This window comes from Pseudomonas sp. MIS38 (genome assembly GCF_019891575.1).
In the GTDB taxonomy this organism is placed as follows: Bacteria; Pseudomonadota; Gammaproteobacteria; order Pseudomonadales; family Pseudomonadaceae; genus Aquipseudomonas; species Aquipseudomonas putida_A.
Window position 1 is genome coordinate 100,212 of the sequence record NZ_JAFLXF010000007.1, and the last position, 21,764, is coordinate 121,975.

23 protein-coding genes are annotated in these 21,764 nt (G+C 60.1%); 15 read left to right on the forward strand and 8 right to left on the reverse strand.

Translation table 11 applies throughout. The features are described from left to right. Nucleotides 1-153: 153 nt before the first annotated feature. Entirely contained in the window at nucleotides 154-744 is a 591-nt protein-coding gene (locus J1G18_RS10580; protein ID WP_134785607.1) for a YceI family protein, read from the forward strand. Between the two features lies 1 nt (nucleotide 745). After that, a complete protein-coding gene (locus J1G18_RS10585) occupies nucleotides 746-1,903 on the forward strand; it encodes a phospholipase D-like domain-containing protein (RefSeq protein WP_098967611.1) in 1,158 nt (385 codons plus the stop codon). Between the two features lie 153 nt (nucleotides 1,904-2,056). Here J1G18_RS10585 and bglX read toward each other — a convergent pair whose 3' ends face one another. Further along, nucleotides 2,057-4,348 carry a beta-glucosidase BglX gene (bglX, locus tag J1G18_RS10590; RefSeq protein ID WP_223007623.1) on the reverse strand — a complete coding sequence of 764 codons (2,292 nt, stop codon included), beginning with the start codon at nucleotides 4,346-4,348 and terminating at the stop codon, nucleotides 2,057-2,059. Nucleotides 4,349-4,606: 258 nt separating this feature from the next. Here bglX and J1G18_RS10595 point away from each other — a divergent pair, with 258 nt between their 5' ends. The 4 genes from J1G18_RS10595 to J1G18_RS10610 all read left to right on the forward strand — a co-directional run bounded on the left by J1G18_RS10595 (nucleotide 4,607) and on the right by J1G18_RS10610 (nucleotide 8,073). Next, nucleotides 4,607-5,215 carry a LemA family protein gene (locus J1G18_RS10595; RefSeq protein WP_007963199.1) on the forward strand — a complete coding sequence of 203 codons (609 nt, stop codon included), beginning with the start codon at nucleotides 4,607-4,609 and terminating at the stop codon, nucleotides 5,213-5,215. Nucleotides 5,216-5,228: 13 nt separating this feature from the next. Continuing rightward, the gene (locus tag J1G18_RS10600; RefSeq protein ID WP_223007624.1) at nucleotides 5,229-5,918 is read left to right on the forward strand and encodes a TPM domain-containing protein; all 690 of its coding nucleotides are present in this window, start codon (nucleotides 5,229-5,231) and stop codon (nucleotides 5,916-5,918) included. A 33-nt stretch (nucleotides 5,919-5,951) separates the two neighbouring features. Then, entirely contained in the window at nucleotides 5,952-6,569 is a 618-nt protein-coding gene (locus J1G18_RS10605) for a TPM domain-containing protein (protein ID WP_095138499.1), read from the forward strand. Nucleotides 6,570-6,849: 280 nt separating this feature from the next. After that, nucleotides 6,850-8,073: a class I SAM-dependent methyltransferase gene (locus tag J1G18_RS10610; RefSeq protein WP_139055283.1), complete on the forward strand. Its 1,224-nt coding sequence runs from the start codon at nucleotides 6,850-6,852 to the stop codon at nucleotides 8,071-8,073. Nucleotides 8,074-8,132: 59 nt separating this feature from the next. On the opposite strand, the gene J1G18_RS10615 is transcribed toward J1G18_RS10610, so the two are convergent. After that, complete coding sequence (locus tag J1G18_RS10615; RefSeq protein WP_210557925.1) at nucleotides 8,133-9,038, reverse strand: DMT family transporter; 906 nt, start codon at nucleotides 9,036-9,038, stop codon at nucleotides 8,133-8,135. Between the two features lie 326 nt (nucleotides 9,039-9,364). Between J1G18_RS10615 and J1G18_RS10620 the strand changes: the two genes are divergently transcribed. The 5 genes from J1G18_RS10620 to J1G18_RS10640 all read left to right on the forward strand — a co-directional run bounded on the left by J1G18_RS10620 (nucleotide 9,365) and on the right by J1G18_RS10640 (nucleotide 12,121). Then, nucleotides 9,365-9,946: a DJ-1/PfpI family protein gene (locus tag J1G18_RS10620; protein WP_095138502.1), complete on the forward strand. Its 582-nt coding sequence runs from the start codon at nucleotides 9,365-9,367 to the stop codon at nucleotides 9,944-9,946. A gap of 13 nt (nucleotides 9,947-9,959) precedes the next feature. Next, a complete protein-coding gene (locus tag J1G18_RS10625) occupies nucleotides 9,960-10,265 on the forward strand; it encodes a ribbon-helix-helix domain-containing protein (RefSeq protein ID WP_098967621.1) in 306 nt (101 codons plus the stop codon). Between the two features lie 192 nt (nucleotides 10,266-10,457). Next, on the forward strand, nucleotides 10,458-10,802 hold the full coding sequence (locus J1G18_RS10630) for a YegP family protein (protein ID WP_098967622.1): 345 nt from the start codon (nucleotides 10,458-10,460) through the stop codon (nucleotides 10,800-10,802). A gap of 153 nt (nucleotides 10,803-10,955) precedes the next feature. Beyond that, complete coding sequence (locus J1G18_RS10635; RefSeq protein ID WP_098967624.1) at nucleotides 10,956-11,600, forward strand: hypothetical protein; 645 nt, start codon at nucleotides 10,956-10,958, stop codon at nucleotides 11,598-11,600. After that, nucleotides 11,600-12,121 carry a hypothetical protein gene (locus tag J1G18_RS10640; protein WP_098967625.1) on the forward strand — a complete coding sequence of 174 codons (522 nt, stop codon included), beginning with the start codon at nucleotides 11,600-11,602 and terminating at the stop codon, nucleotides 12,119-12,121. The genes J1G18_RS10635 and J1G18_RS10640 overlap by 1 nt, the downstream gene beginning before the upstream one ends. 52 nt (nucleotides 12,122-12,173) lie before the next feature. On the opposite strand, the gene J1G18_RS10645 is transcribed toward J1G18_RS10640, so the two are convergent. Beyond that, on the reverse strand, nucleotides 12,174-13,058 hold the full coding sequence (locus J1G18_RS10645; RefSeq protein WP_223007656.1) for a dihydrodipicolinate synthase family protein: 885 nt from the start codon (nucleotides 13,056-13,058) through the stop codon (nucleotides 12,174-12,176). A gap of 22 nt (nucleotides 13,059-13,080) precedes the next feature. Beyond that, entirely contained in the window at nucleotides 13,081-13,863 is a 783-nt protein-coding gene (locus J1G18_RS10650; protein WP_135295124.1) for an aldolase, read from the reverse strand. A gap of 106 nt (nucleotides 13,864-13,969) precedes the next feature. Between J1G18_RS10650 and J1G18_RS10655 the strand changes: the two genes are divergently transcribed. Continuing rightward, nucleotides 13,970-14,512: a helix-turn-helix domain-containing protein gene (locus J1G18_RS10655; protein WP_027614428.1), complete on the forward strand. Its 543-nt coding sequence runs from the start codon at nucleotides 13,970-13,972 to the stop codon at nucleotides 14,510-14,512. Nucleotides 14,513-14,611: 99 nt separating this feature from the next. Here the strand turns inward: J1G18_RS10655 and J1G18_RS10660 are convergent, their stop codons facing one another. Next, nucleotides 14,612-15,631: a DUF4917 family protein gene (locus tag J1G18_RS10660; RefSeq protein ID WP_223007625.1), complete on the reverse strand. Its 1,020-nt coding sequence runs from the start codon at nucleotides 15,629-15,631 to the stop codon at nucleotides 14,612-14,614. A 153-nt stretch (nucleotides 15,632-15,784) separates the two neighbouring features. On the opposite strand from J1G18_RS10660, the gene yiaY reads away from it, so the two are divergent. Then, on the forward strand, nucleotides 15,785-16,933 hold the full coding sequence (gene yiaY, locus J1G18_RS10665; RefSeq protein WP_098967632.1) for an L-threonine dehydrogenase: 1,149 nt from the start codon (nucleotides 15,785-15,787) through the stop codon (nucleotides 16,931-16,933). Here the strand turns inward: yiaY and J1G18_RS10670 are convergent. The 3 genes from J1G18_RS10670 to J1G18_RS10680 form a co-directional block, all read right to left on the reverse strand. Continuing rightward, nucleotides 16,930-18,096 carry an MFS transporter gene (locus J1G18_RS10670; protein ID WP_098967633.1) on the reverse strand — a complete coding sequence of 389 codons (1,167 nt, stop codon included), beginning with the start codon at nucleotides 18,094-18,096 and terminating at the stop codon, nucleotides 16,930-16,932. The two genes, yiaY and J1G18_RS10670, sit on opposite strands and share 4 nt — an antisense overlap. Nucleotides 18,097-18,110: 14 nt before the next feature. Next, on the reverse strand, nucleotides 18,111-19,346 hold the full coding sequence (locus tag J1G18_RS10675; protein WP_223007658.1) for an aminotransferase class I/II-fold pyridoxal phosphate-dependent enzyme: 1,236 nt from the start codon (nucleotides 19,344-19,346) through the stop codon (nucleotides 18,111-18,113). A gap of 171 nt (nucleotides 19,347-19,517) precedes the next feature. Then, nucleotides 19,518-20,006 (reverse strand): DMT family transporter, encoded by a 489-nt coding sequence (locus J1G18_RS10680; RefSeq protein WP_098967636.1) that lies wholly within the window; start codon nucleotides 20,004-20,006, stop codon nucleotides 19,518-19,520. Between the two features lie 77 nt (nucleotides 20,007-20,083). Here J1G18_RS10680 and J1G18_RS10685 point away from each other — a divergent pair, with 77 nt between their 5' ends. Together J1G18_RS10685 and J1G18_RS10690 are read left to right on the forward strand one after the other, a co-directional pair. Further along, a complete protein-coding gene (locus J1G18_RS10685) occupies nucleotides 20,084-20,995 on the forward strand; it encodes a LysR family transcriptional regulator (protein ID WP_171061893.1) in 912 nt (303 codons plus the stop codon). Between the two features lie 22 nt (nucleotides 20,996-21,017). Then, nucleotides 21,018-21,752, forward strand: coding sequence for a hypothetical protein (locus J1G18_RS10690; protein WP_135295128.1), 735 nt, complete (start codon nucleotides 21,018-21,020; stop codon nucleotides 21,750-21,752). Nucleotides 21,753-21,764 lie beyond the last annotated feature (12 nt).

The window sequence follows — 21,764 nt, forward strand, 5'->3', positions numbered from 1 at the left end:
CATTCAGCATTTGTGTTGACTGATTCACCGCCTTCGCGAGCAAGCCCGCTCCCACAGGAGGTTTCACCAATCGATAGATTTGCGGCGATCAGTTTGCAATAACGGCGTGGGCGGTTAAGGTTCGTGCAGGTTTATCGCCCCCACGAGTATTCAATGTTCAACCGCTCCCTCTATACAGCCTTCGCCAGTCTGCTGCTGACTGCCGCCGCGCTGCCGGCGCAGGCCAACTGGTATCTGGATGGCGAGTCGTCGCGGCTGTCGTTCGTCAGCACGAAAAACGCCCACATTTCTGAAGTGCAGCGCTTTCTGGTGCTGCACGGCAAGGTCGATCCGGATGGCCGCGCTGAAGTCGAAGTCGAGCTGGACTCGATCAACAGCGGCATCCCGCTGCGCGACGAGCGCATGCGCAAGGAGCTGTTCCAGATCGAGCAATTCCCCGAAGCGACCATCAGCACCCGGATCGACCTGCGCCCGATCAACGATCTGGCCCCCGGTGCGCAGCTGGAATTGCGTCTGCCGCTGACCGTCAACCTGCACGGCAAGCAACATGAATACCCGGCAGAGTTGCTGGCCACCCGTCTCGACGACCGGCGTTTTCAAGTGGTGACCCTGGAGCCGGTGGTGATCAACGCCGAGGATTTCGATCTGGCGCCGGGGCTGGAAACCCTGCGCAACCTGGCCGGCCTGTCGGCCATCAGTCTGTCGGTACCGGTGGGTGCGGTGCTGATTTTCACGGCGCGCTGACATGCGCGGCGCGGTGTTCCCTTGGCGTGACGGCAACCGGTTCGAACTGTTGATTGACGGCCCGCAATTCTTCCCGCGCATGCTGGTGGAAATTGCCCGCGCCGAGGAGCAGGTCGAACTGGAGTTGTATCTGGTGGAGGCGGGCGCTTGTGCCGAGGCCGTGGTTCAGGCGCTGGTGCAGGCCGCCGAGCGCGGCGTGCGGGTACGCTGCCTGTTCGATGACTACGGCAGCCTCGCGTTTACCCTGCACCTGCGTCAGCGCCTGACCAAAGCCGGGGTCGAACTGCGTTTCTACAATCGCCTGAACTGGCGGCGCTGGGTCGGCAACTTCTATCGCGATCACCGCAAACTGTTGCTGGTCGATCAGCGTCTGGCGGTGGTCGGTGGCACCGGTGTCACCGATGAGTTCTGGACGCCGGGGCAGGACAGCAGCGAGTGGCACGAAGTGATGGTGGAAATCAACGGCCCGCTGGTGCTCGACTGGCAAGTGCTGTTCGACCGCCAATGGATCGCCAACCGCCATCGCCGGGCGTGGAAACCGTCGGCGCATGTCGGCCTGCCACGCTTGCCCAAGGTTCCGGACATGGGCGAGGGCATGGGCCGTGTGGCCTATGCCGATGCGCGTCAGCATCGCGACATTCTGCAGTCGCTGTTTCGTGCACTGAACAGCGGGCAGAAGCGCATCTGGATGGCCACCCCGTATTTCCTGCCGACCTGGAAAATCCGCCGCTCGCTGCGCAAGGCCGCTGCTCGCGGTGTCGACGTCCGGTTACTGCTGACCGGGCCGCGCACCGATCACCCGTCGGTGCGTTACGCCGGCCATCGCTACTACCCGCGCCTGCTCAAGGCCGGGGTGCAGATCTTCGAATACCAGCCGTGCTTCCTGCATCTGAAAATGGTGTTGGTGGACGAGTGGGTGAGTATCGGATCGTGCAACTTCGATCACTGGAACCTGCGCTTCAATCTGGAGGCGAATCTGGAGGCACTGGACCCGTCGTTGACGGCAGCGGTGGTGCAGAGTTTCGAGAAGGATTTCGGTCTGAGCCAGCAGGTCAGTCTGGAGGAGTGGCAGCGCCGGCCGTTGTGGCGGCGAGTGAAGCAGCGGATCTGGGGTTGGGTGGATCGGCTGGTGGTCAACATTCTCGATAGACGCGGTTAACGCCAATTCCGAACCCAGTGGATTCCAATGTGGGAGGGGGCTTGCTCCCGAAGGCGGCATGTCATTCAGCATTAATTTAGCTGATACACCGCATTCGGGAGCAAGCCCCCTCCCACAAAGGCCCCTTTCACACGGGCATTGGTTACTGAATAATTACAGCAACTCAAAGCTCTGCTGCGTCACATCCTGCGAATCCAGGCCGATCTGCACGTTGAACTTGCCAGGCTCGGCCGCGTACTTGAGCTGGGCGTTGTAGAACTTCAGGTCATCCTCGGTGATGGTGAAGTGCACGACTTTCTGTTCGCCGGCCTTGAGCATGACTTTCTGGAAGTTCTTCAGTTCTTTCACCGGGCGAATCATCGAACCGGCGACGTCCTGGATGTACAGCTGCACCACGGTTTCGCCGTCACGTTTGCCGGTGTTTTTCAGGGTGACACTGGCATCGAGCTTGCCGGTCTTGTTCAGCGTGGTTGACGACAGCGCCATGTCGCTCAGCGTGAACTGGGTGTAGCTCAGGCCGTAACCGAACGGGAACAGGGGACCGGTGGTGTCATCGAAATACTGCGAGGTGTAGTTGCCCGGTTTGCCCGGCGTGAACGGCCGGCCAATGCTCAGGTGGTTGTAGTAGGTCGGGATCTGGCCCACCGAACGCGGGAAGGTCACCGGCAGTTTGCCCGACGGGTTGTAGTCGCCGAACAGCACGTCGGCGATGGCGTTACCGCCCTCGGTGCCGCTGAACCAGGTTTCCAGAATCGCATCAGCCGACTGGTTCTCTTCGAGGATGGTCAGCGGACGGCCGTTCATCAGCACCAGTACCAGCGGTTTGCCGGTGGCTTTCAGGGCACGGATCAGCTCGCGCTGATTTTCCGGGATGTTCAGGTCGGTGCGGCTGGAGGATTCGTGGGACATGCCACGGGACTCGCCAACGGCGGCGACGATCACGTCAGCGTCCTTGGCTGCTTTCACCGCCTCGTCGATCAGCACGTTGGCCGGGCGCGGATCATCGACCACTTCCGGGGCGTCGAAGTTGAGGAAGTTCAGGTAATCCAGGACCTTCTTGTCGCTGGTGATATTCGCGCCGCGGGCGTAGATCAGATTCGCCTTGTCGCCGATCACCGAGCTCATGCCGTCGAACAGCGTCACCGATTGCGCCGGCTTACCGGCGGCGGCCCAACTGCCCATCATGTCGATCGGCGCCTTGGCCAATGGACCGACCAGCATGACTTTCGCGTCTTTCTTCAGCGGCAGGGTGTCGTTCTGGTTCTTCAGCAACACCAGGCTGCGGCGTGCCACGTCACGGGCCTCGGCGCGGTGCAGACGGCTTTCGGCGTAGGTGTCGGCCGGATCATCCTCGGCCTTGCCGATGCGCAGGTACGGGTCCTTGAACAGGCCCATGTCGTACTTGGCGGCGAGCACTTCGCGCACGGCGTTGTCGATGTCTTTCTGCTCGATCTCGCCGGACTTGAGCAGCCCCGGCAGCTCTTTGCCGTACAGGGTGTCGTTCATGCTCATGTCGATGCCGGCCTTGATCGCCAGCTTCGCCGCTTCACGACCGTCGGCGGCCACGCCGTGCTTGATCAGCTCGAAGATCGCCCCGTGGTCGCTGACGGCCAGGCCCTTGAAGCCCCAGTCCTTGCGCAGCAGGTCGTTCATCAGCCAGGTATTGGCGGTGGCCGGGATGCCGTTGATCGAGTTCAACGCCACCATCACCCCGCCGGCACCGGCGTCGATCGCCGCGCGGTACGGTGGCAGGTAGTCCTGGTACATCTTCACCGGGCTCATGTCGACGACGTTGTAGTCGCGCCCGCCCTCGACCGCGCCATACAGGGCGAAGTGCTTGACGCTGGCCATGATGCTGTCAGCCGCGCTCGGCGTGTCGCCCTGATAGGCCTTGACCATCACTTTGGCAATGCGCGAGGTCAGGTAGGTGTCTTCACCGAACCCTTCGGAACTGCGGCCCCAGCGCGGATCGCGGGAGATGTCGACCATCGGCGCGAAGGTGATGTCGAGGCTGTCGGCCGCGGCTTCCTTGGCGGCAACGCGCCCGGACTGACCGATGACGTCCATGTCCCAGCTCGATGCCAGGGCCAGCGGAATCGGGAAAATCGTACGGTGACCGTGGATCACGTCGTACGCAAAAAACATCGGAATCTTCAGGCGACTGCGCATCGCCGCGTCCTGCATCGGACGGTTTTCCGGGCGGGTGATCGAGTTGAACGTACCGCCGATGTTGCCGGCGGCGATCTCTTTGCGGATCAACTCGCGGGGCATTTCCGGGCCGATGCTGATCAGGCGCAACTGGCCGATCTTTTCATCGAGGGTCATTTGTTTCATCAGATTGCTGATGAACGCGTCCTTGTTTTCCAGGGGTACCGGGGTCGTGGCGGCCAATACTTGATGACTGGCCAGGCTGACGAACAGGCCCAGCAAACACAGCTTCTTCATGAATATTTTTCTCAAGGGCCCAAGCGGCAATGCAATGCCGGCCAGCCAAAAGTTAGGGAGCGACTATTGTTGTTCGGGTGCAGGCTCAAAATGACCGAGCCAAAAACGCCCGCCGACACTCGGCTGCGTTTGCGCAGGGCCTCTTTTTAGCCCATCGGCCCGTTGCAATCCAGTGGCGCGGCCGATTATGCCCCAACCGCTGATGCAGAAGGTTTCACGGTCGGTTTTTTATGAAATATGCCAGGGAGCATCACTTTGATGAATGTCAGTCCAACCTACCGCTCGCGTCTGCAGGTCGCCACGCTGCTGGTGCTTGCCACGTTGTTGACCGCGTGCGGCATCAACAATATCCCGACCCTCGATGAACAGGCCAAGGCGGCCTGGGGTCAGGTCCAGAACCAGTACCAGCGTCGTGCCGACCTGATTCCCAATCTGGTGGAAACCGTCAGAGGCTATGCCAAGCATGAAGAAGCAACCCTGACTGCAGTGGTCGAGGCGCGGGCCAAGGCGACGTCGATCCAGGTCGATGCCAGCACCCTCGACAATCCGGAAAAACTCAAGCAGTTCCAGCAGGCTCAGGATCAGTTGAGTGGCGCGCTCAGCCGTTTGATGGTGGTCTCCGAGCGTTATCCGGACCTGAAGGCCAACCAGAACTTCCTTGCCCTGCAATCGCAGCTCGAAGGCACGGAAAACCGGATTGCCGTGGCGCGGCGCGATTTCATTCTGGCGGTGCAGAAGTACAACACCGAGATCCGCACGTTTCCCGGGCGCCTCTGGCACAGCGTGATGTACAGCGACCTGCCGATTCGCGAAACCTTCGAGGCCACCACCCCCGGTGCGGAAAAGGCCCCGGAAGTGAAGTTCTGATTCGAGGTTGCCCATGCGTGTGTTGAAGATAGGCCTGGTGCTGATGCTCTGGCTGTTCGCCGTCAGCGCCCGGGCCGAGTTGACGTTCCCGGCGCTGAGCGGGCGGGTGGTGGACGAGGCGCAGATGCTCGAGCCGTCGGTGCGCGCCCAGTTGAGCCAGCAATTGCAGGCTCACGAGCAAGCTACCGGCGAGCAACTGGTGGTGGTCACGGTGCCTGATCTGCAGGGCACCACCATCGAGGATTACGGCGTACAACTGGGCCGGCACTGGGGCATCGGCCAGAAAGACAAGAACAACGGCGCGCTGCTGATCGTCGCCCGGGACGAGCGCAAACTGCGCATCGAAGTCGGTTACGGTCTGGAGGATCGGCTGACCGATGCGCAGAGTTCGGTGATCATTCATCAAGTGATCACCCCGGCGTTCAAGGCCGGCAATTTCAGCAAGGGCATCAGCGACGGCGTGGCGGCGATGCTGGTGGTGCTCGGCGGCAATCCTCTGGACGAACCATCGACGGTGTACGAGTCGAGCGGCGATCCGCAGAGCGATTTTGTCTCGCGCCATCCGCTGTTGTTCGTTTTTCTGGTGGTGTTGTTCATCCTGACCGTGTTTGTCTGCCAGATGCTCGGTATCCTTCCCGCCGGCCGTGGCGGCTCCGGCGGCGGGGGCAGTTTCGGCGGCGGCGGTTCGTCCGGCGGCTGGTGAACACACAACAATAATGATCAGGCACTTTTCGACATGGCATTACTGACTGAACACGAACAACGCAAAGTCGCCGAGGCGATTGCCCGGGTCGAGCGCGACACCGACGCCGAACTGGTCACCGTGCTGGCGGCCCGCGCCGATGACTACGCGTACATCCCGTTGCTGTGGGCCAGCCTGCTGGCGCTGCTGGTGCCGGGCATCGTCCATTACCTGACTGGCTGGCTGACCATGCACAGCCTGTTGCTGGTGCAATGGGGGCTGTTCATCGTCCTGTGCCTGCTGTTTCGCCTGCCGAAGATCACCACCCATCTGATCCCGCGCCGCGTGCGCCACTGGCGCGCATCGAACCTGGCGCGGCGGCAGTTCCTCGAACAGAACCTGCACCACACCGTCGGCAGCACCGGGATGCTGATCTTTGTCTGCGAGGCCGAGCGCTACGTGGAGATTCTGGTGGACGAGGGGATTTCCCGGCGGCTGGACAACAAAAGCTGGGACGCGATTGTCGCCGCGTTCACCGAGCAGGTGCGGCAGGGGCGCACGCTCGAGGGCTTTGTCACCTGCATCGAGGCCTGTGGGGAACTGCTCAAGGTGCACGTGCCGGTGACGCAGGTGAGGAATGAATTACCCAATCGGTTGGTGGTGCTGGCCTAGAAGCCCCTCACCCCAGCCCTCTCCCGGAGGGAGAGGGCGCCGACCTAGATGTCTTGCGCTCGACATCGGCCTGAGAAACCGAGTCGATTATGGATTCAAAGGCACTCTTTCAAGTCGGTGAACCTCTTCAATATCCCCCAATCAGTCCCATCTCCCTCCGGGAGAGGGTTAGGGTGAGGGCGCTTTTAAAGCCGTTGGGTAAATAAGAACGTGTCCCCAACCCCCATCCCCCCTAAAATACTCGCCATTCCCGTTTCGCCCCGCCCGAGGCCGCTTGTTCATGTCCGTTACCGCCCCATCCGCGCCGTCTGCCAAACCCGCGCCCGATCATCACGCCCAGTTCATCGAGCTGCTGCAAACCAGCCTCGAACACAACGGCTTCATCAAACTGGTGCTGGCCAAGTACGTGGGTGAAGAGGCGGATCTGCAGCGGATCATCATCAAAGCGGTGACGGTCAAGGCGCAGCCACACCTGTCGTTTGTCTATCGCTACAAGACCCGCGACATCACCAAGAATCTGCCGCTGAGCGAAGGCGTGGCGGTGATTGCCGAGCTGTTGCCGGCCGCGTTCAAGAATGCGCATCTGCTGACCGTGACCGACGAAGCCCAGCTCGAATACAGCAAAAAGGGCAAGAGTTCACTGTTCAAGAGCAAACCTCAGCAATTGCGTGAAGCGCCGTCCGCCGAGCACAACCGTGAGAAAAACCGTTTTCTGGACTTGAGCCGACCGTTCCTCAAGGATCTGGGCGTGACCAACGCGCAGCATGAGCTGATCCCGGCGATGTCGCGCAAGTGGAAGCAGATCAACAAGTTCATCGAAGTCTTCAGCCACGCGCTGACCTCGTCACCGCTGGCGCTGGACAAACCGGTGCGGGTGGCGGACTTCGGCTCGGGCAAGGGTTACCTGACGTTCGCCATCCACGATTACCTGCGCAACACGCTCAAGGCCGAAGGCGAAGTCACCGGCGTCGAGCTGCGCGAAGAGATGGTTAACCTGTGCAACGCCGCCGCGGCCAAGTTGGAACACCCGGGCCTGGTGTTCAAGTGCGGTGACGTGCGCAGCGTGGCGCCGAGCGAACTGGACGTGATGATCGCCCTGCATGCCTGCGACATCGCCACCGACTACGCGATCCACACCGGCATCCGCTCGGGCGCGTCGATCATCATGTGCTCGCCGTGCTGCCACAAACAGATCCGCCTGCAGATCCAGAGCCCGGCGCTGCTCAAGCCGATGCTGCAATACGGTCTGCACCTGGGCCAACAGGCGGAAATGGTCACCGACAGCCTGCGTGCATTGTTCCTCGAAGCCTGCGGTTACGAGACCAAAGTGTTCGAATTCATCTCGCTGGAACACACCAACAAGAACAAGATGATTCTCGCGGTGAAACGCGCCGAGCCGGTCGACCCGGCTCAGTTGCTGGTGAAGATTCAGGAGCTCAAGGATTTCTACAACATCAGCGAGCACTGTCTGGAAACGCTGCTGCGTTCGGATGGCTACCTCTGATCCTGTGGGAGCGGGCTTGCTCGCGAAAGCGGACTGACAGTCAACGATGATGTCGACTGTTACGGCCCCTTCGCGAGCAAGCTCGCTCCCACATTTGATTTTACTGCGGTCTTGCGCCCGAGCATCACCGTCGCGATCACCCCGCAGGCAAACACCCAGGTAATCGGCTCGACATGTTCACCAAAGAACAGCGCCGAAAACGCGATGGTGAAAAAGATCTGCAGCAACTGGATCTGACTGACCCGCGCGATCCCGCCCATCGCCAGCCCGGCGTACCAGGCGAAGAAGCCGAGAAACTGTGAGAACAGTGCCACGTAGCCGAAGGCCCACCAGGCCTTGGCTGACACTGCACCGTGATGCTGCAGCGCCAGATACAAGACTGGCCCGATCAGCAGCGGCGTCGACAGCACCAGCGCCCAGCAGATTACCTGCCAGCCGCCCATTTCCTTGGCCAACCGGCCACCTTCGGCATAGCCCAGACCGCCGACGGCAATCGCGCCGAGCATCAACAAGTCACCGGCCTGAATGCTCCCGGCTCCGGTGTACAGCGCGTAGCCGAGCACCAGCGCACTGCCCAGTGCGGCGCAGGCCCAGAAGGCTTTCGATGGGCGTTCATGGGACAGCCACGCCGCATACAGCGCCACGCACAGCGGCTGCAAACCGTTGACCAGCGCGCCGTGGGACGCCGGCAAGGTCTGCATGGCCCACGCCGACAGCACCGGGAAGCCGAGAATCACCCCGGCGATCACCAGGCTCAGGCCTTTGATCTGCTGCCAGCTCGGCCACTTCTCGCGTCGCCATAACAACAACGCTGCCGCGGGAATCGCCGCGAACAGCGCGCGGCCGAGGCCGTTGAGCAGCGGATGCAGTTCCTGCACCACGATCCGGGTGAAGGGCAGGGTCAGGCTGAAAATCACAACCCCGAGCAGGCCGAGGGCCATGCCGGTGTTTTCGCGCGAGGACATGATGGGGAACCAGAATAGAAGGTGGCAGGGGATTGCCTTAATCAAGCCATAAACCGGGGCGCTCGGGCTGGTACAGCCAGGCACAGAGTTATCCATACAGTTGGATCCCCTGTGGCGAGGGAGCTTGCTCCCGCTGGGCTGCGAAGCGGCCCCCGCTTTTTTCATGAAAACTGTGCAAACAGGTTTTGCGCCTGCTGCGCAGTCGAGCGGGAGCAAGCTCCCTCGCCACAAAGGCGGGGAGGCGTAGTAGCCGGTTGTTACCCGCCCCAACGGATAAGGTCTACTTTGAATACTCCTGCAAGCCCATTCCCAGAGGAGTCCTCCCCATGGCCGCGAAAAAAATCCTGATGCTGGTCGGCGATTACGTCGAAGACTACGAAGTGATGGTGCCGTTCCAGGCCCTGCAGATGGTCGGTCACACCGTGCACGCCGTGTGCCCGGACAAGGCTGCGGGCAAGACCGTGCGCACTGCGATCCATGACTTCGAAGGCGACCAGACTTACAGCGAGAAACCGGGTCACCTGTTTGCCCTCAACTTTGATTTCGCCAAGGTCGCCGAGGCCGATTACGACGCGCTGCTGATCCCCGGCGGACGAGCGCCGGAATATCTGCGCCTGAACGAAAAAGTTCTGGAGCTGGTGCGCGCCTTCGACAAGGCTGGCAAACCGATTGCCGCTGTGTGCCACGGCGCGCAGTTGCTCGCGGCGGCGGGTGTTCTGGAAGGTCGCGAATGCAGCGCCTATCCGGCCTGTGCGCCGGAAGTACGCCTGGCCGGTGGCACGTTCATCGATATCCCGGTGACCGACGGCCACGTTCAAGGCAATCTGGCGACTGCGCCAGCGTGGCCTGCGCATCCGAACTGGCTGGCCGGTTTCCTCGGCCTGCTCGGCACCAAGATCACCCTGTAACGAGGATCCGCCGATGTGCGAGCTCTACGTCAAGGCCGACCCGATTCTCTACGAATCCCGCTCGCGTTCGTTGCGCATCTGCGGCGTGGTGACGACGCTGCGCCTGGAAAACCAGTTCTGGGACATCCTCAGCGAAATCGCCGAAGTCGATGGCATGACCACCAATCAACTGATCGCCAAGCTGTATGAAGAAGTGATGGATTATCGTGGGGAGGTGGTGAATTTTGCTTCGTTCCTGCGGGTGAGTTGTACGCGCTATCTGAGTCAGCGGCGGGTGACGGAGCCGCAGTTGTCGGTGGTGCGGGCGGGGGTGAAATAGCTGATTGCGAGTCGCCCCCTTCGCGAGCAAGCCCGCTCCCACAGGTTTCTCTGGTGCTCACAAATTTTGTGGTCGCTGACGAACCCTGTGGGAGCGAGCTTGCTCGCGAAGAGGCCATTACAGGCGACAGAAATCTTGGGCTGGTCTTAACTCACTGGCGCGAAACCTCTCAAACGCCAAGGAGAAACGAGCATGTCCGGATGGTACGAAGTGAGCAAAAGCAGCAACGGCCAGTTCAGGTTTGTGCTGAAGGCCGCCAACGCTGAAACCATTCTCACCAGCGAGCTCTACACCACCCGCGCGGCTGCCGACAGCGGCATTGCTTCGGTGCAGACCAATAGCCCGCTGGATGAACGCTACGAGAAGAAATCGACGAAGGATGGCCACCCATACTTCAACCTCAAGGCCGCCAACCATCAGATCATCGGCAGCAGCGAGTCGTACTCCACGGACGCCGCGTGCGCCAAAGGCATCGCCAGCGTCAAGGCCAACGGGCCGAGCAAAGTGATCAAGGACAAGACGTTGCCGGTGCTTTGAAATAACTCCACGACTCAGTCGCCAAAACAATGGCGACTGAATTCTGGCTATGTGCCACTACATCGCTTATCCTTCGCGACCAATCCATGGAAGGGGCGGCGTTCAATACTCTTTCGTGTGTTTTTCAATGTTTACGCGAGAGTTTTTCCTTTGATGATTCGCTTTTTCGCTGTTCTGACGGCGCTGCTCGGCCTGAGCGGTTGCTACAGCATGTCACCCACCCACATTGACGATGAACTCAAGCCAACCGCCGATTCCGGCGTGGCTTATGTGGTAGGTGTGGTCGGCATCTGGCCCAAGACGAGGTTTTCAGCCAAGGAACAAATGCTGATGATCCGTAAGCGTGGAAGCGATGATTTCGCCACTGCACGCCTGCACAACGAGTTTTACGCCCGAACCGAGCGAGATGTACGCGAGACCGATCACGGCATCGGCACGTTGTTTGTGATGCCGCTCAAACCCGGTCGTTACGAGATCTACAACGTGCGTTTCGATCATGGGCAGTCGGTGACGTGGAGCCGTGAAGACTTCACCATCGGCATGCAACTCGAGGCGGGCAAGGCTTATTACATCGGCGATTTTCGCGCCGGGTGCCTGATCGGTCTTCAGCTGTCATGCCTGTTCCTGCACAGCGATCATCTTGAACGTGATGCGGCGCTGGTTCGTGCCAAATACCCGCAAGTACCAGGATTGCAGCGTCTGGACATGCCGAATCTGGACACCGCCACGCCGTTCATTCGCGAAGAAAACGGCCCCAGCGCCTCTGTCTATAAAGCCATGTTGTCAGGAAAACTCTAATGCGCCTCAAGCTTCTGTTTCTGGGATTGCTCATGTTGCTGGGTGGTTGTCAGGCGACCCACAGCCTCAAGGCCCCCGACGTCGACTACAGCCAGCAACTGCCGGCGATCAACGTCAATGTACTCGGTCTGCCGAGCTGGATGTTGCGAGACGAACTGCGTCGGCGCGGCACTTTCGACGAAGTTCGCGCCGGTCGAAGCGAGGATGGCTACAACGTTCTGGTAGTCGCCAACAGCGATGTCGGCGCGCTTCAGCCTCAGTTGTTCCTGAGTGCCTTCACGCTGTTCCTGGTGCCGGTACCGGTGAGCTTCGACAGCACAGTGGTGTTCAGTCTCAGCCATGGCAAGGAGATACTGGGTGTCTATGCCGTGCACAATCACACTGAATCCTGGCGGGGCGCCTTTAACGCCTCGGGCGGGCAGTTCGAACATGTGCGCTTGATCACTGACACGTTCATTGCGCAGGTCCTGAAGGATCAGCCCTTCCACCGCGAAGCGATGAAGCACGCCGCCAGTCTTTGACCGACAGGCAGGAAAAATCCCGCCCGGAGTGTTCCGGGCGGGATTTTTTTCATCAGCGCAAAACGTCGAGCAGCGCTTTGAGGTGATGTCTGCCGGTGTCACTCAACGGGAACACTGGCAAGCGCGGATCACCAACCTCCAGCCCCGTCTCGCGCAGTCCGGCCTTGATCGTCGCTGGCAAACCGCCTTTGAGAATGAAGTCCAGCAGCGGCAACTGGCGGTAGAACAACTCACGTGCCCGAACCAGATCACCGGCCAGCGCAGCCGCATACAGATCCAGATTCAGTTGCGGGATCAGGTTCGGCGCGGCGGTGCACCAACCCTTCGCCCCGGCGGCAAACGCTTCCAGTGCCAGCGGATTGCAGCCGTTGTAGAACGGCACCTGACCTTCACCGAGTAATTGCAGCTTGTGCATGCGCTGAATGTCGCCGGTGCTCTCCTTGACCATGGTCACGTTTTCCACGCCATTGACGATGCGCAGAATCAGCTCGACCGACATGTCGGTGCCGCTGGTGGCCGGGTTGTTGTATAGCATGATCGGCACGCCGATGCTGTCGCCGATGGCGCGGTAGTGCGCGAGGATTTCCGCTTCAGTCAGCTTCCAGTACGACGCTGGCAGCACCATCACCACGTCAGCGCCGTGGGCTTCAGCGAAGCGTGCGCGGCGCACGGCTTTGGCGGTGGTCAGATCGGAGACGCTGACGATGGTCGGCACCCGTTTGCCCACGTGTTTGATGCTGAATTCGGCGACCTGATCCCACTCGGCGTCGCTGAGGTAAGCGCCTTCGCCGGTGCTGCCGAGCGGGGCGATGGCATGGACGCCGCTGTCGATCAGACGATCGATCGATTGGCCGAGGGCCGGCAGATCGAGGCCTTCGCCGTGGGTGCCGAACGGGGTGATGGTGTAGCCGATGATGCCGTGAATGTTGGACATGATGAGTCTCCGGGAAAGGCTGAAATCAGTTCAGGCAATCGGCGTGTTGGCGCAGGTTCTGCCGGGCGTAGTAGTTGAAAGCGGCGGCGTGGCGCTTGGGTTTCGACACCCAGTCATGGGCCTCGCGCCCCAGCGCCGGAATGATCGGTTTGATCGTGCCGGCGGCCATCGCCAGCAGCTGCAGTTTGGCGGCGCGCTCGATCAGTTGGGCGATGACACACGCTTCTTCGATCGTGCTGCCGGTCGACAGTTGGCCGTGGTGCGACAGTAGAATCGCGCGCTTGTCGCCCAGTGCACCGGCAATCAGTTCGCCCTCTTCGTTACCCACCGGCACGCCCGGCCAGCCTTCGAGAAACGCGCAGTCGTCGTACAGCGGGCACAGATCCATGTGGGAAATCTGCAGCGGCACCTCCAGCATCGACAGCGCGGCAATGTGCGTCGGGTGCGTGTGGATGATGCAGTTCACGTCCGGCCGGGCGCGATAGACCCAGCTGTGGAAACGGTTGGCCGGGTTGGCCATGCCGTGGCCTTCGAGCACTTCCAGATCTTCGTTGACCAGCAGCAGATTGCTCGCGGTGATTTCATCGAAACCCAGGCCCAGTTGTTGAGTGTAATAGGTCCCCGGTTGTGGGCCGCGAGCGGTGATTTGTCCGGCCAGACCGGAGTCGTGACCGCTCTCGAACAGGATCCGGCAGGTCAGCGCCAGCTTTTGCCGGTCAGTCCACGTATTATCCGCCAGGGTGTTTTGCATCTGGGTCAGCGCTTGCTTGACCAGTTGCGCTTTGGGTAGTGCTAATGTCTTGGCCATGTCGGTGTCCTTTGGGTGATTGCAAATGACACTAAAGAGCCTATATGACACAAAGTGTCATAGGCAAGCATCAATCGTCGTTTCCTTGATGGAATAACTGCTGCGCATGTCTATCCGTTTGAAATTGTTGAGAAAAAAACTTGGCGTGACACTTGAGGCACTGGCCGAAAAATCCGGCATGACCAAGAGTTATCTGTCGAAGGTCGAGCGCGGGCTGAACACCCCGTCGATTGCGGCCGCGCTGAAACTGGCGAAGGCACTGAACGTGAAGGTCGAGGAATTGTTCTCCGAAGACAACGTCAGCCTCGACAGCTATAGCCTGGTACGCAGCCACGAACGCCAGTCACTGGCGGCCAACGATCAGAGCCCGGGGTATGCGGTGCTGGCGCATCAGGTCAGCGAGCGCAACCTGCTGCCATTCATCATCTACCCGCCGCGCGAATTCACCGACAAGACCTTCAAGGAGCATTTGGGCGAAGAGTTTCTGTTCGTCCACGAAGGGCAGGTGGAAGTGGATTTCATGAATGAACGGGTGCTGCTGGAGCGTGGCGATGCGCTGCACTTCAATGCGCAGAAGCCGCACCGGATCAGATCGGTGGGCGAGGTGCAGGCGCAGTTGCTGGTGGTGGTGCACAGCTCGGAAGAATGAGCCGCCAGAAAAAGCTTCGCGAGCAAGCCCGCTCCCACATTTGGAATGCATTCCAAGGTGGGAGCGGGCTTGCTCGCGAAGGCATCAGTACTGCTTACATCAAATCTCGACGGGAACCGAAAGCTTCGGACTCCCCAACGCATGCGTCTTCGCATCAAAAAACCGCAACGCAATCCCGGTGCCCTCGAACACCTTGGCGTAATGGCGTTTCTGATGCTGAATGAACGCCGCACTGCGCGGATAGATCGAGATGGCCACGCTCGCCGGTTTCGCCAGGCGCAGCGCCCTGACGATGTGAGCATCCTGCTCGCCCAGTGCATGACCGAAGATGCACAGGTTCTGCGCGTGGCCCAATAACTGCTCATAGCAGAACGACAGATAATCCGAGCTGCGAATGGTCTTGAGCTTGTCTGCGCTCGGCCCTTCGTTGACGAACAGCGGCACGTCGTCGAGGGTCTTGATTGTGTTGTTGATCGCGAAACTGCCGAGCAGGGTGCCCTCGGTCGAAGTCAGTTTGCGCGCGGTGCCGTCCTGATTGCGCACCAGGTGCAGACCGCCGTGCAGGTACAGCAGACGCGGTTTGGCGCTGGCGCTTGCGCTCAGATCGAAACTGGCGTCGGGGCCGTTGAACAGATCGTCGAGCGCCTCGCTGCGGTGCTGGATCGCCCAATAGTTGAGCAGGTCGTAATTGGTGGTGAACACCGTGCGATACCGCGCCAGTTCTTCATTGAGCGTGGCCAGCGTCGGGGCCTGCACCAGGCGCCAGGGAATGTGCACGGCGTGTACGGTGTTGATCAGCGCTTCCTTGATCGCGTAGTAGCGATTGCGCGGTGCGGCCGAACTGACGGCCAGGGCCTTGTTGACCCGGCTGGTGGTTTTCAGCGCACCGAGCACCTGCTCGAAGCTGCGCGTCTGCATCGCGTCGAACACGCTCAGTTCCGACGGGCTCAGCGGTTTCTCCTCCACGGTGCGCGCGTTTTCGAACAGCGAGTCGTAGCCGAAATCGTCCCACACCGCGCGACTGGCGCCATTGCCCACCAGCAGACCGTTGAAGTCGGCGGTGGCGCGCAGGGCGCTCCAGTCTTCGAGGGTGGCATCGACGTCCAGAAAATCGGTCATTGCGTGGGCAGTCTCAAAACAAAGGGCGGATGGACGGCGACTTTATCACGAGCGGGCATTGAGCCAGATCAACATCGGTGGTGACCGATCGGTCGATCCTGTGCACATCCGCCGTATCGGAGCAGTCGATTCGGCCCCAGTCAGGAGACGCGCATGAGCAGCACCTTTTTCATTCCGGCCGTAAACATCATGGGCAACGGATGCCTCGACGAGGCCATGGTTGCGATCCGCAACTATGGGTTTCGCAAGGCGCTGATCGTCACCGACGCGGGGCTGGCCAAGGCTGGCGTGGCGACCATGCTTGCCGAAAAACTGGCGATGCAGGACATCGATTCGGTGATCTTCGACGGCGCCAAACCGAATCCGAGCATTGCCAATGTCGAGGCCGGGTTGGCGCTGCTCAAGGACAGTCGCTGCGATTTCGTGGTGTCGCTGGGCGGCGGTTCGCCCCATGACTGCGCCAAGGGCATTGCTCTGTGTGCGACCAACGGCGGGCAGATCCGCGACTACGAAGGCGTTGATCAATCGAGCAAGCCGCAATTGCCGCTGATCGCCATCAACACCACCGCCGGCACCGCCAGCGAGATGACCCGTTTCTGCATCATCACCGACGAATCGCGCCACGTGAAAATGGCCATCGTCGACCGCAACGTCACGCCGCTGCTGTCGGTCAACGACCCGGCGCTGATGGTCGCCATGCCGAAAAGCCTGACGGCCGCCACCGGCATGGACGCGCTGACCCACGCCATCGAGGCCTACGTCTCGACCGCGGCCAACCCGATCACCGACGCCTGTGCGCTGAAGGCCATGACCCTGATCAGCAACAACCTGCGCCTGGCCGTGCGTGACGGCAGCGATCTCGCAGCGCGGGAAAACATGGCTTACGCGCAGTTCCTCGCCGGCATGGCGTTCAACAACGCATCGCTCGGCTACGTGCATGCGATGGCCCACCAGCTGGGCGGTTTCTACGACTTGCCCCATGGCGTGTGCAACGCCGTGCTGCTGCCGCATGTGCAGACCTTCAACGCGTTGATCTGTGCCGAACGCCTGACTGACGTCGCCCACGCCATGGGTGCGGACATCCGTGGTTTCAGCCAGGAAGAGGGCGCTCAGGCGGCGATCAACGCGATCCGTTGTCTGGCCAAGGACGTCGAGATCCCGGGTGGCCTGCGTGAACTAGGCGCCAAGCTCAGCGACATTCCAGTGCTTGCCACCAATGCGTTGAAAGATGCATGCGGCCTGACCAACCCACGGGCGGCGGATCAGCGGCAGATCGAGGAGATTTTCCGTAATGCGTTTTAAGGGCTGACGCGCGTCGGCGTGAATGTCACACAGAGCATCGCGCCGACTGCAAGCAAACTGCATAACAGTGCCAGCGGCCACGCCGAAGGGCTAGCGACAAGACTGGCAATCGCGCCGATCATTGCCGCCATCAGTTGATGAATAAATCCGCTCAACGCCATTGCGTAAGCACCCGCAATCGGTGCGCCATCGTTGGCACGGGACAGGCTGATCGGGTAGTTCAGCGATTGTCCGAACACCGCTACGCAATAGGGCAGCCACAGCATCAGCGCGATGGAACTGGCTGTCAGACTGCCCAGCAGCATTACTCCGCACCCCGCCATCACCAGCACCACGCCCAACGTCATCAACCGGTGTTGACCCGTGCGCAGAACGAAGCGATTGACCACCAGTGCCCCGAGAAAGTATGCCGCACTGATCGGCCAGCCGAGCAGACCGTAATCCACCGTAGACCAATTGAACGGTCCTTGCAGGATCAGTGGCGCAGCCGTGTTGAAGGCGATGATCACCCCGTAGCCGAGGCCTCCGGCCAGTGCCGGCAACAGGAACGCGCGATGGATCAGGATGCGCCGGTAAATCAGCCATGCCGAAGCATTGGTTTGCGCCTCCTCCAATGTCGCAAAATTGACCCGGAATACGATCATGGCCATCAGCAGGCACGTGATGCCGAGCAAGTAGAAGATTGCCTGCCAGCCCAGCGTGACCTGAATGATCGAACCCAGGTACTGGCCGATGCCTAGAGCCACCACGAACGAAATCGAAATCCATGACAATGCTTTGGCCAGCAGGTCGCCGCGAAAACTGTCGCGAATCAGCACCCGTGCCATCACCGAAATCCCGCTGGCGCCGACGCCCTGAATCAGGCGCAGTAACAGGAACGACTCCAGCGTCGAACCCAGCGGCAACGCCAGGTTCGCCGCGCCATACAGCCCCAATGCTGCGAGTAACACAGGTTTGCGCCCGATACGCTGGGCCAGTGATCCCCAAAGCAGCATTGGCAGCGCCATGCCGACCAGATAAATCGATAAACCCCACGCCACTTGCGCAGGCCCTGCATGCAGATGGCCGGCAATCTCCGGCAGCGCTGGCAGGTAAATACTCATGCCCAACTGTGCGAGGAACACAGTGCAGCAGGTGATAAGAAGGGTGGCGCTGGCGTTCATCGATCGTCCCTGGCTCAGATGTCGAAATCGACGCGGTGTGTGCGCAACAATTCGCTGACTACATCGCAGAAACGTCGGATCAGCGACGGCTCCATATCAGCACGCAAGGTTACCCGAATGGCCGCTTTACCTTGGGCAACTACCGGGAAAAATACTGCGCTGGTGAAAAAGCCTTGCTCGGCCAGCTCGCTGGCGATGCGATTGGCCAGATCCGCCTGGCCGCAGTCGATCAAGCGGATTGCCATCGCGCTGTGGCATTGCTCTGTACTGATCAAACTGTCGAAGAGGCGGATATTAGCCTGGAGGCAGGCCTGTAGAGCGGCGAATTCGGCGGTGTAATGTAGACGAATTGACGCTCGTCCGGCGCCGATTGCCGCACAGTTGAGACTTTGTGACCAATTGCTCGGGCCGCCATAACGCTGGATGATTTTTTTCTGGCGCTGGTTGCCAAGCATCACCAGTCCACCACTGGCGCCAAATGACTTGGCCAGCGACGCGACGATCACGCAGTCATCTTCCAGCGTCTGGATTCTCGGGCGTATCAGACCGACGCCGTTATGGCCCACGGCTGACAACGCGTGTGAATCATCCAGATAAAGAAACAGCCCGTAACGATCCTTGAGGTACAGCAGGCCTTCCATGTTGGACACACCGCCCATGCTGTAGGCGCCATCGCCAATATAGGCCACACGACCATATTGCTGGCAGATCTTTTCTAGAAAATTCATATCGTTGTGCGGACAGGTCATCACACGGGTTTCGTCGGCGCATGCAGCTTTCAAGTGATTCATCGAGTAATGCGCCTGACGGTCAAAGACCATCACTGGCGGGCGATTCTCGGTCAATACACCGCTGGCCAGCAGCGGCAAGATCCCCGCACTTGCAGTGCTGCAGGACAGGGTCGTCAGGCACACTGCATCGAACAACTGCGAAAGCTCGGTTTCGTATTTTTCGAGAATCCCCAGCTTGCAGCGATTTTTCGAGTTGGCGACGCGCAGGGTGCCAGTTTCCTGCAGTGCGGCGATTGCACCTTGGAGCAGGGCTGGGTGGTGATCAAGGCCAAGGTAGGACGTGGTACAGAAGTGTTGTAACTCCCGTCCGTATTGATCGAGCAGGTGGTTGGAACCCATGACCTCGACATTGAGCCCGGCGACTTTGCCGAGCTCGGCGTTTTCCCAGTCCTGGTTCGCCAGGGCGATGACTTTTCGATAATTGGAATAAAGGTTTGGTGCTTGCTGTATATGGTTCATCAGGGCATCCCTTAAGCGTGGCAATCCGTGGGTCGTTGCAATTTGTGTGTATTGCCAGACTTTACGGAACACGACTTCGGGCCTGAATCAGACACTTCCTGCAATACTGAGCGGAATTGGATATTTGCTTGTAGGGCGATGTTCTGATGCGGTGTCGGGCGCCTCCGAATCCTACCCGGCAGGTGCCAGATTCCTGCTCGCCGCCCCACCAAACTGAATCAACACCACCCCGCCAATCAGCAACAACGCGCCCAACACCCGCGACATCGACAGCTGTTTTTCCACCAGCCCGAACAACCCGAAGTGATCGAGCAGCATCGACGCAATCACCTGGCCGGCCAACGCCAGCGCAACAAACCCCGACGCGCCGAGCTTCGGCAGCAACATCACCGCCAGCGCCACAAAGCACACGCCGAACGCACCGCCAGCCCACATCCACAACGGCGCCTTGCTGATAAAACCCAGCGACGGCAGCGGCAGGCGCAACGCCAGAATCACCGGCAACAGCACCAAAACACTCACCAGCAATGAGGCCAACGTTGCCCATAGCGGATGGCCGAGGCCCCGCGCCAGGTTGCTGTTGATCGCACTCTGAAACGGCACCACCGCGCCGGCAAACGCGGCCAGCAGCAATAAACCGACCCACTGCAACGTACTCATGATCACTCTCCAACAGGTTTTTCTGGACTCTAGAGTATTCGTCGCGCAGATTTAAATTCCGTTTTATCATCCAGAACATGCACGAGATGAATGATCTACGCCGTATTGATTTGAACCTGCTGGTGGTCCTCGATGCCTTGCTCAGCGAGCAACACGTCACCCGCGCTGCTGAGCGGCTGCACCTGAGTCAACCGGCGGTCAGCCATGCGCTGGCGCGTCTGCGCGACTTGCTCGGCGATCCGCTGCTGGTGCGCGCCGGTTCGACGCTGGTGCCCACGGCGCGGGCGCTGGAACTGGTTGCGCCACTGGCCGAAGCGTTGGCCCAGGTGCAGTCGCTGCTGGCGCCGAACACGTTCGATCCGGCCACTGCGCGGCGAACCTTTCGTGTGGCGATGTCCGACTACGGCGCGGCCATCATCCTGCCCGGGCTGATCCGCACCTTGCGCCGCGAGGCCCCGGGCATCGACCTGCAAATCAGCCATGCCAGCCGCGAGGGCATGCTGGAGGGTGTGCTCAACGGTGACATCGACGTGGCCGCCGGGGTGTTCCCGGAAATGCCCAACGAATTGCGCAGCACTTTGCTGTTTGAAGAACGCTACGTCTGCCTGCTGGATCGCCGCAGCTTGCCGGCCGACGGCGTACTGGATTTGCCGACCTACCTGTCGCGCCCGCATGTTCTGCTGGAAATGCGCGGCAGCGGCACCCCGGAAATCGAGCGGGCGCTGACCTCATTGCGCGAACGCCGCCGCGTCGCCATCAGCCTGCCGCACTGGAACGTCGCGCCGCAGTTGATCAGCGGTACGGATCTGATTCTCACGGTGTCGTCACGCAGCGTGCGCGAGATTGATCAGCAGGAGCTGATTGTGCTGCCGCCACCGTTCGAGATTGCGCCGTTCACGTTTGTGCTGGCGTGGCATAAGCGCCGGGGTGGGGATCAGGCGTTGAACTGGTTGAATCGCCGGATTGAGGAGGGGATAGTGCGCGGCTGAAAACGTTATCAAGGAGTGGGATGTGACAGTGAAGTCTGGATGGATCGGCTGGGTGGCCCTGAGTGGGTGGTTGATGGCAGGTCAGGTATTGGCTGATTGCGTGCCAACACCGATGGCAGGAGATCTGGATCTTTCTGTCTGCAAGGAGTGGCCTGCATATCCAGGATTAACCATCAACGCCACTGCACAGTTTAAGCGCGGATCCCCATCTGATGACCCAGAAGCGCTGAGTACCTACGATTTCGACTTGTCCGTTCTGGACACCGCTCAATCGAAGCCCCTTGCGACTTATTACAAAGCGGCTGCATTTGTATTGGATGGCGTCAGTTTGCGAGAAATAACGCTCGATACGGCTCGCTACGCACTGACTGCCGAACTTCGTGCCTTTGGCGTACGTGCGTTATCCACTAATGGATCCCGGATCAATCCGATGGAAGAAAACCTGCTTTCGCTCTACGTGAAAGAGGGCGAAAAATTGCGCCCGGTATTGGATAAATTAGTGGTTTATCGGTATGGCGGCGAGTGGGATGGTGACTGCGAAGGCGAGCGATATGAGATTTCAAGAACGGTAGAAATCGCTAAAACGAGCTCTCACGGCTATGCAGATCTGATTGTCAAAACCTTGGAGAAAGACACAACAAGTGTGGGGACGGGAGACGCATGTAAAACTAAAACCACTGACAACAAACCCGTTTTGACAACATTGCACTACGACGGAAAATCCTACGTTTTGCCAAACGGTTTCCAAGGCCTGTAACCCGCTAGCCCA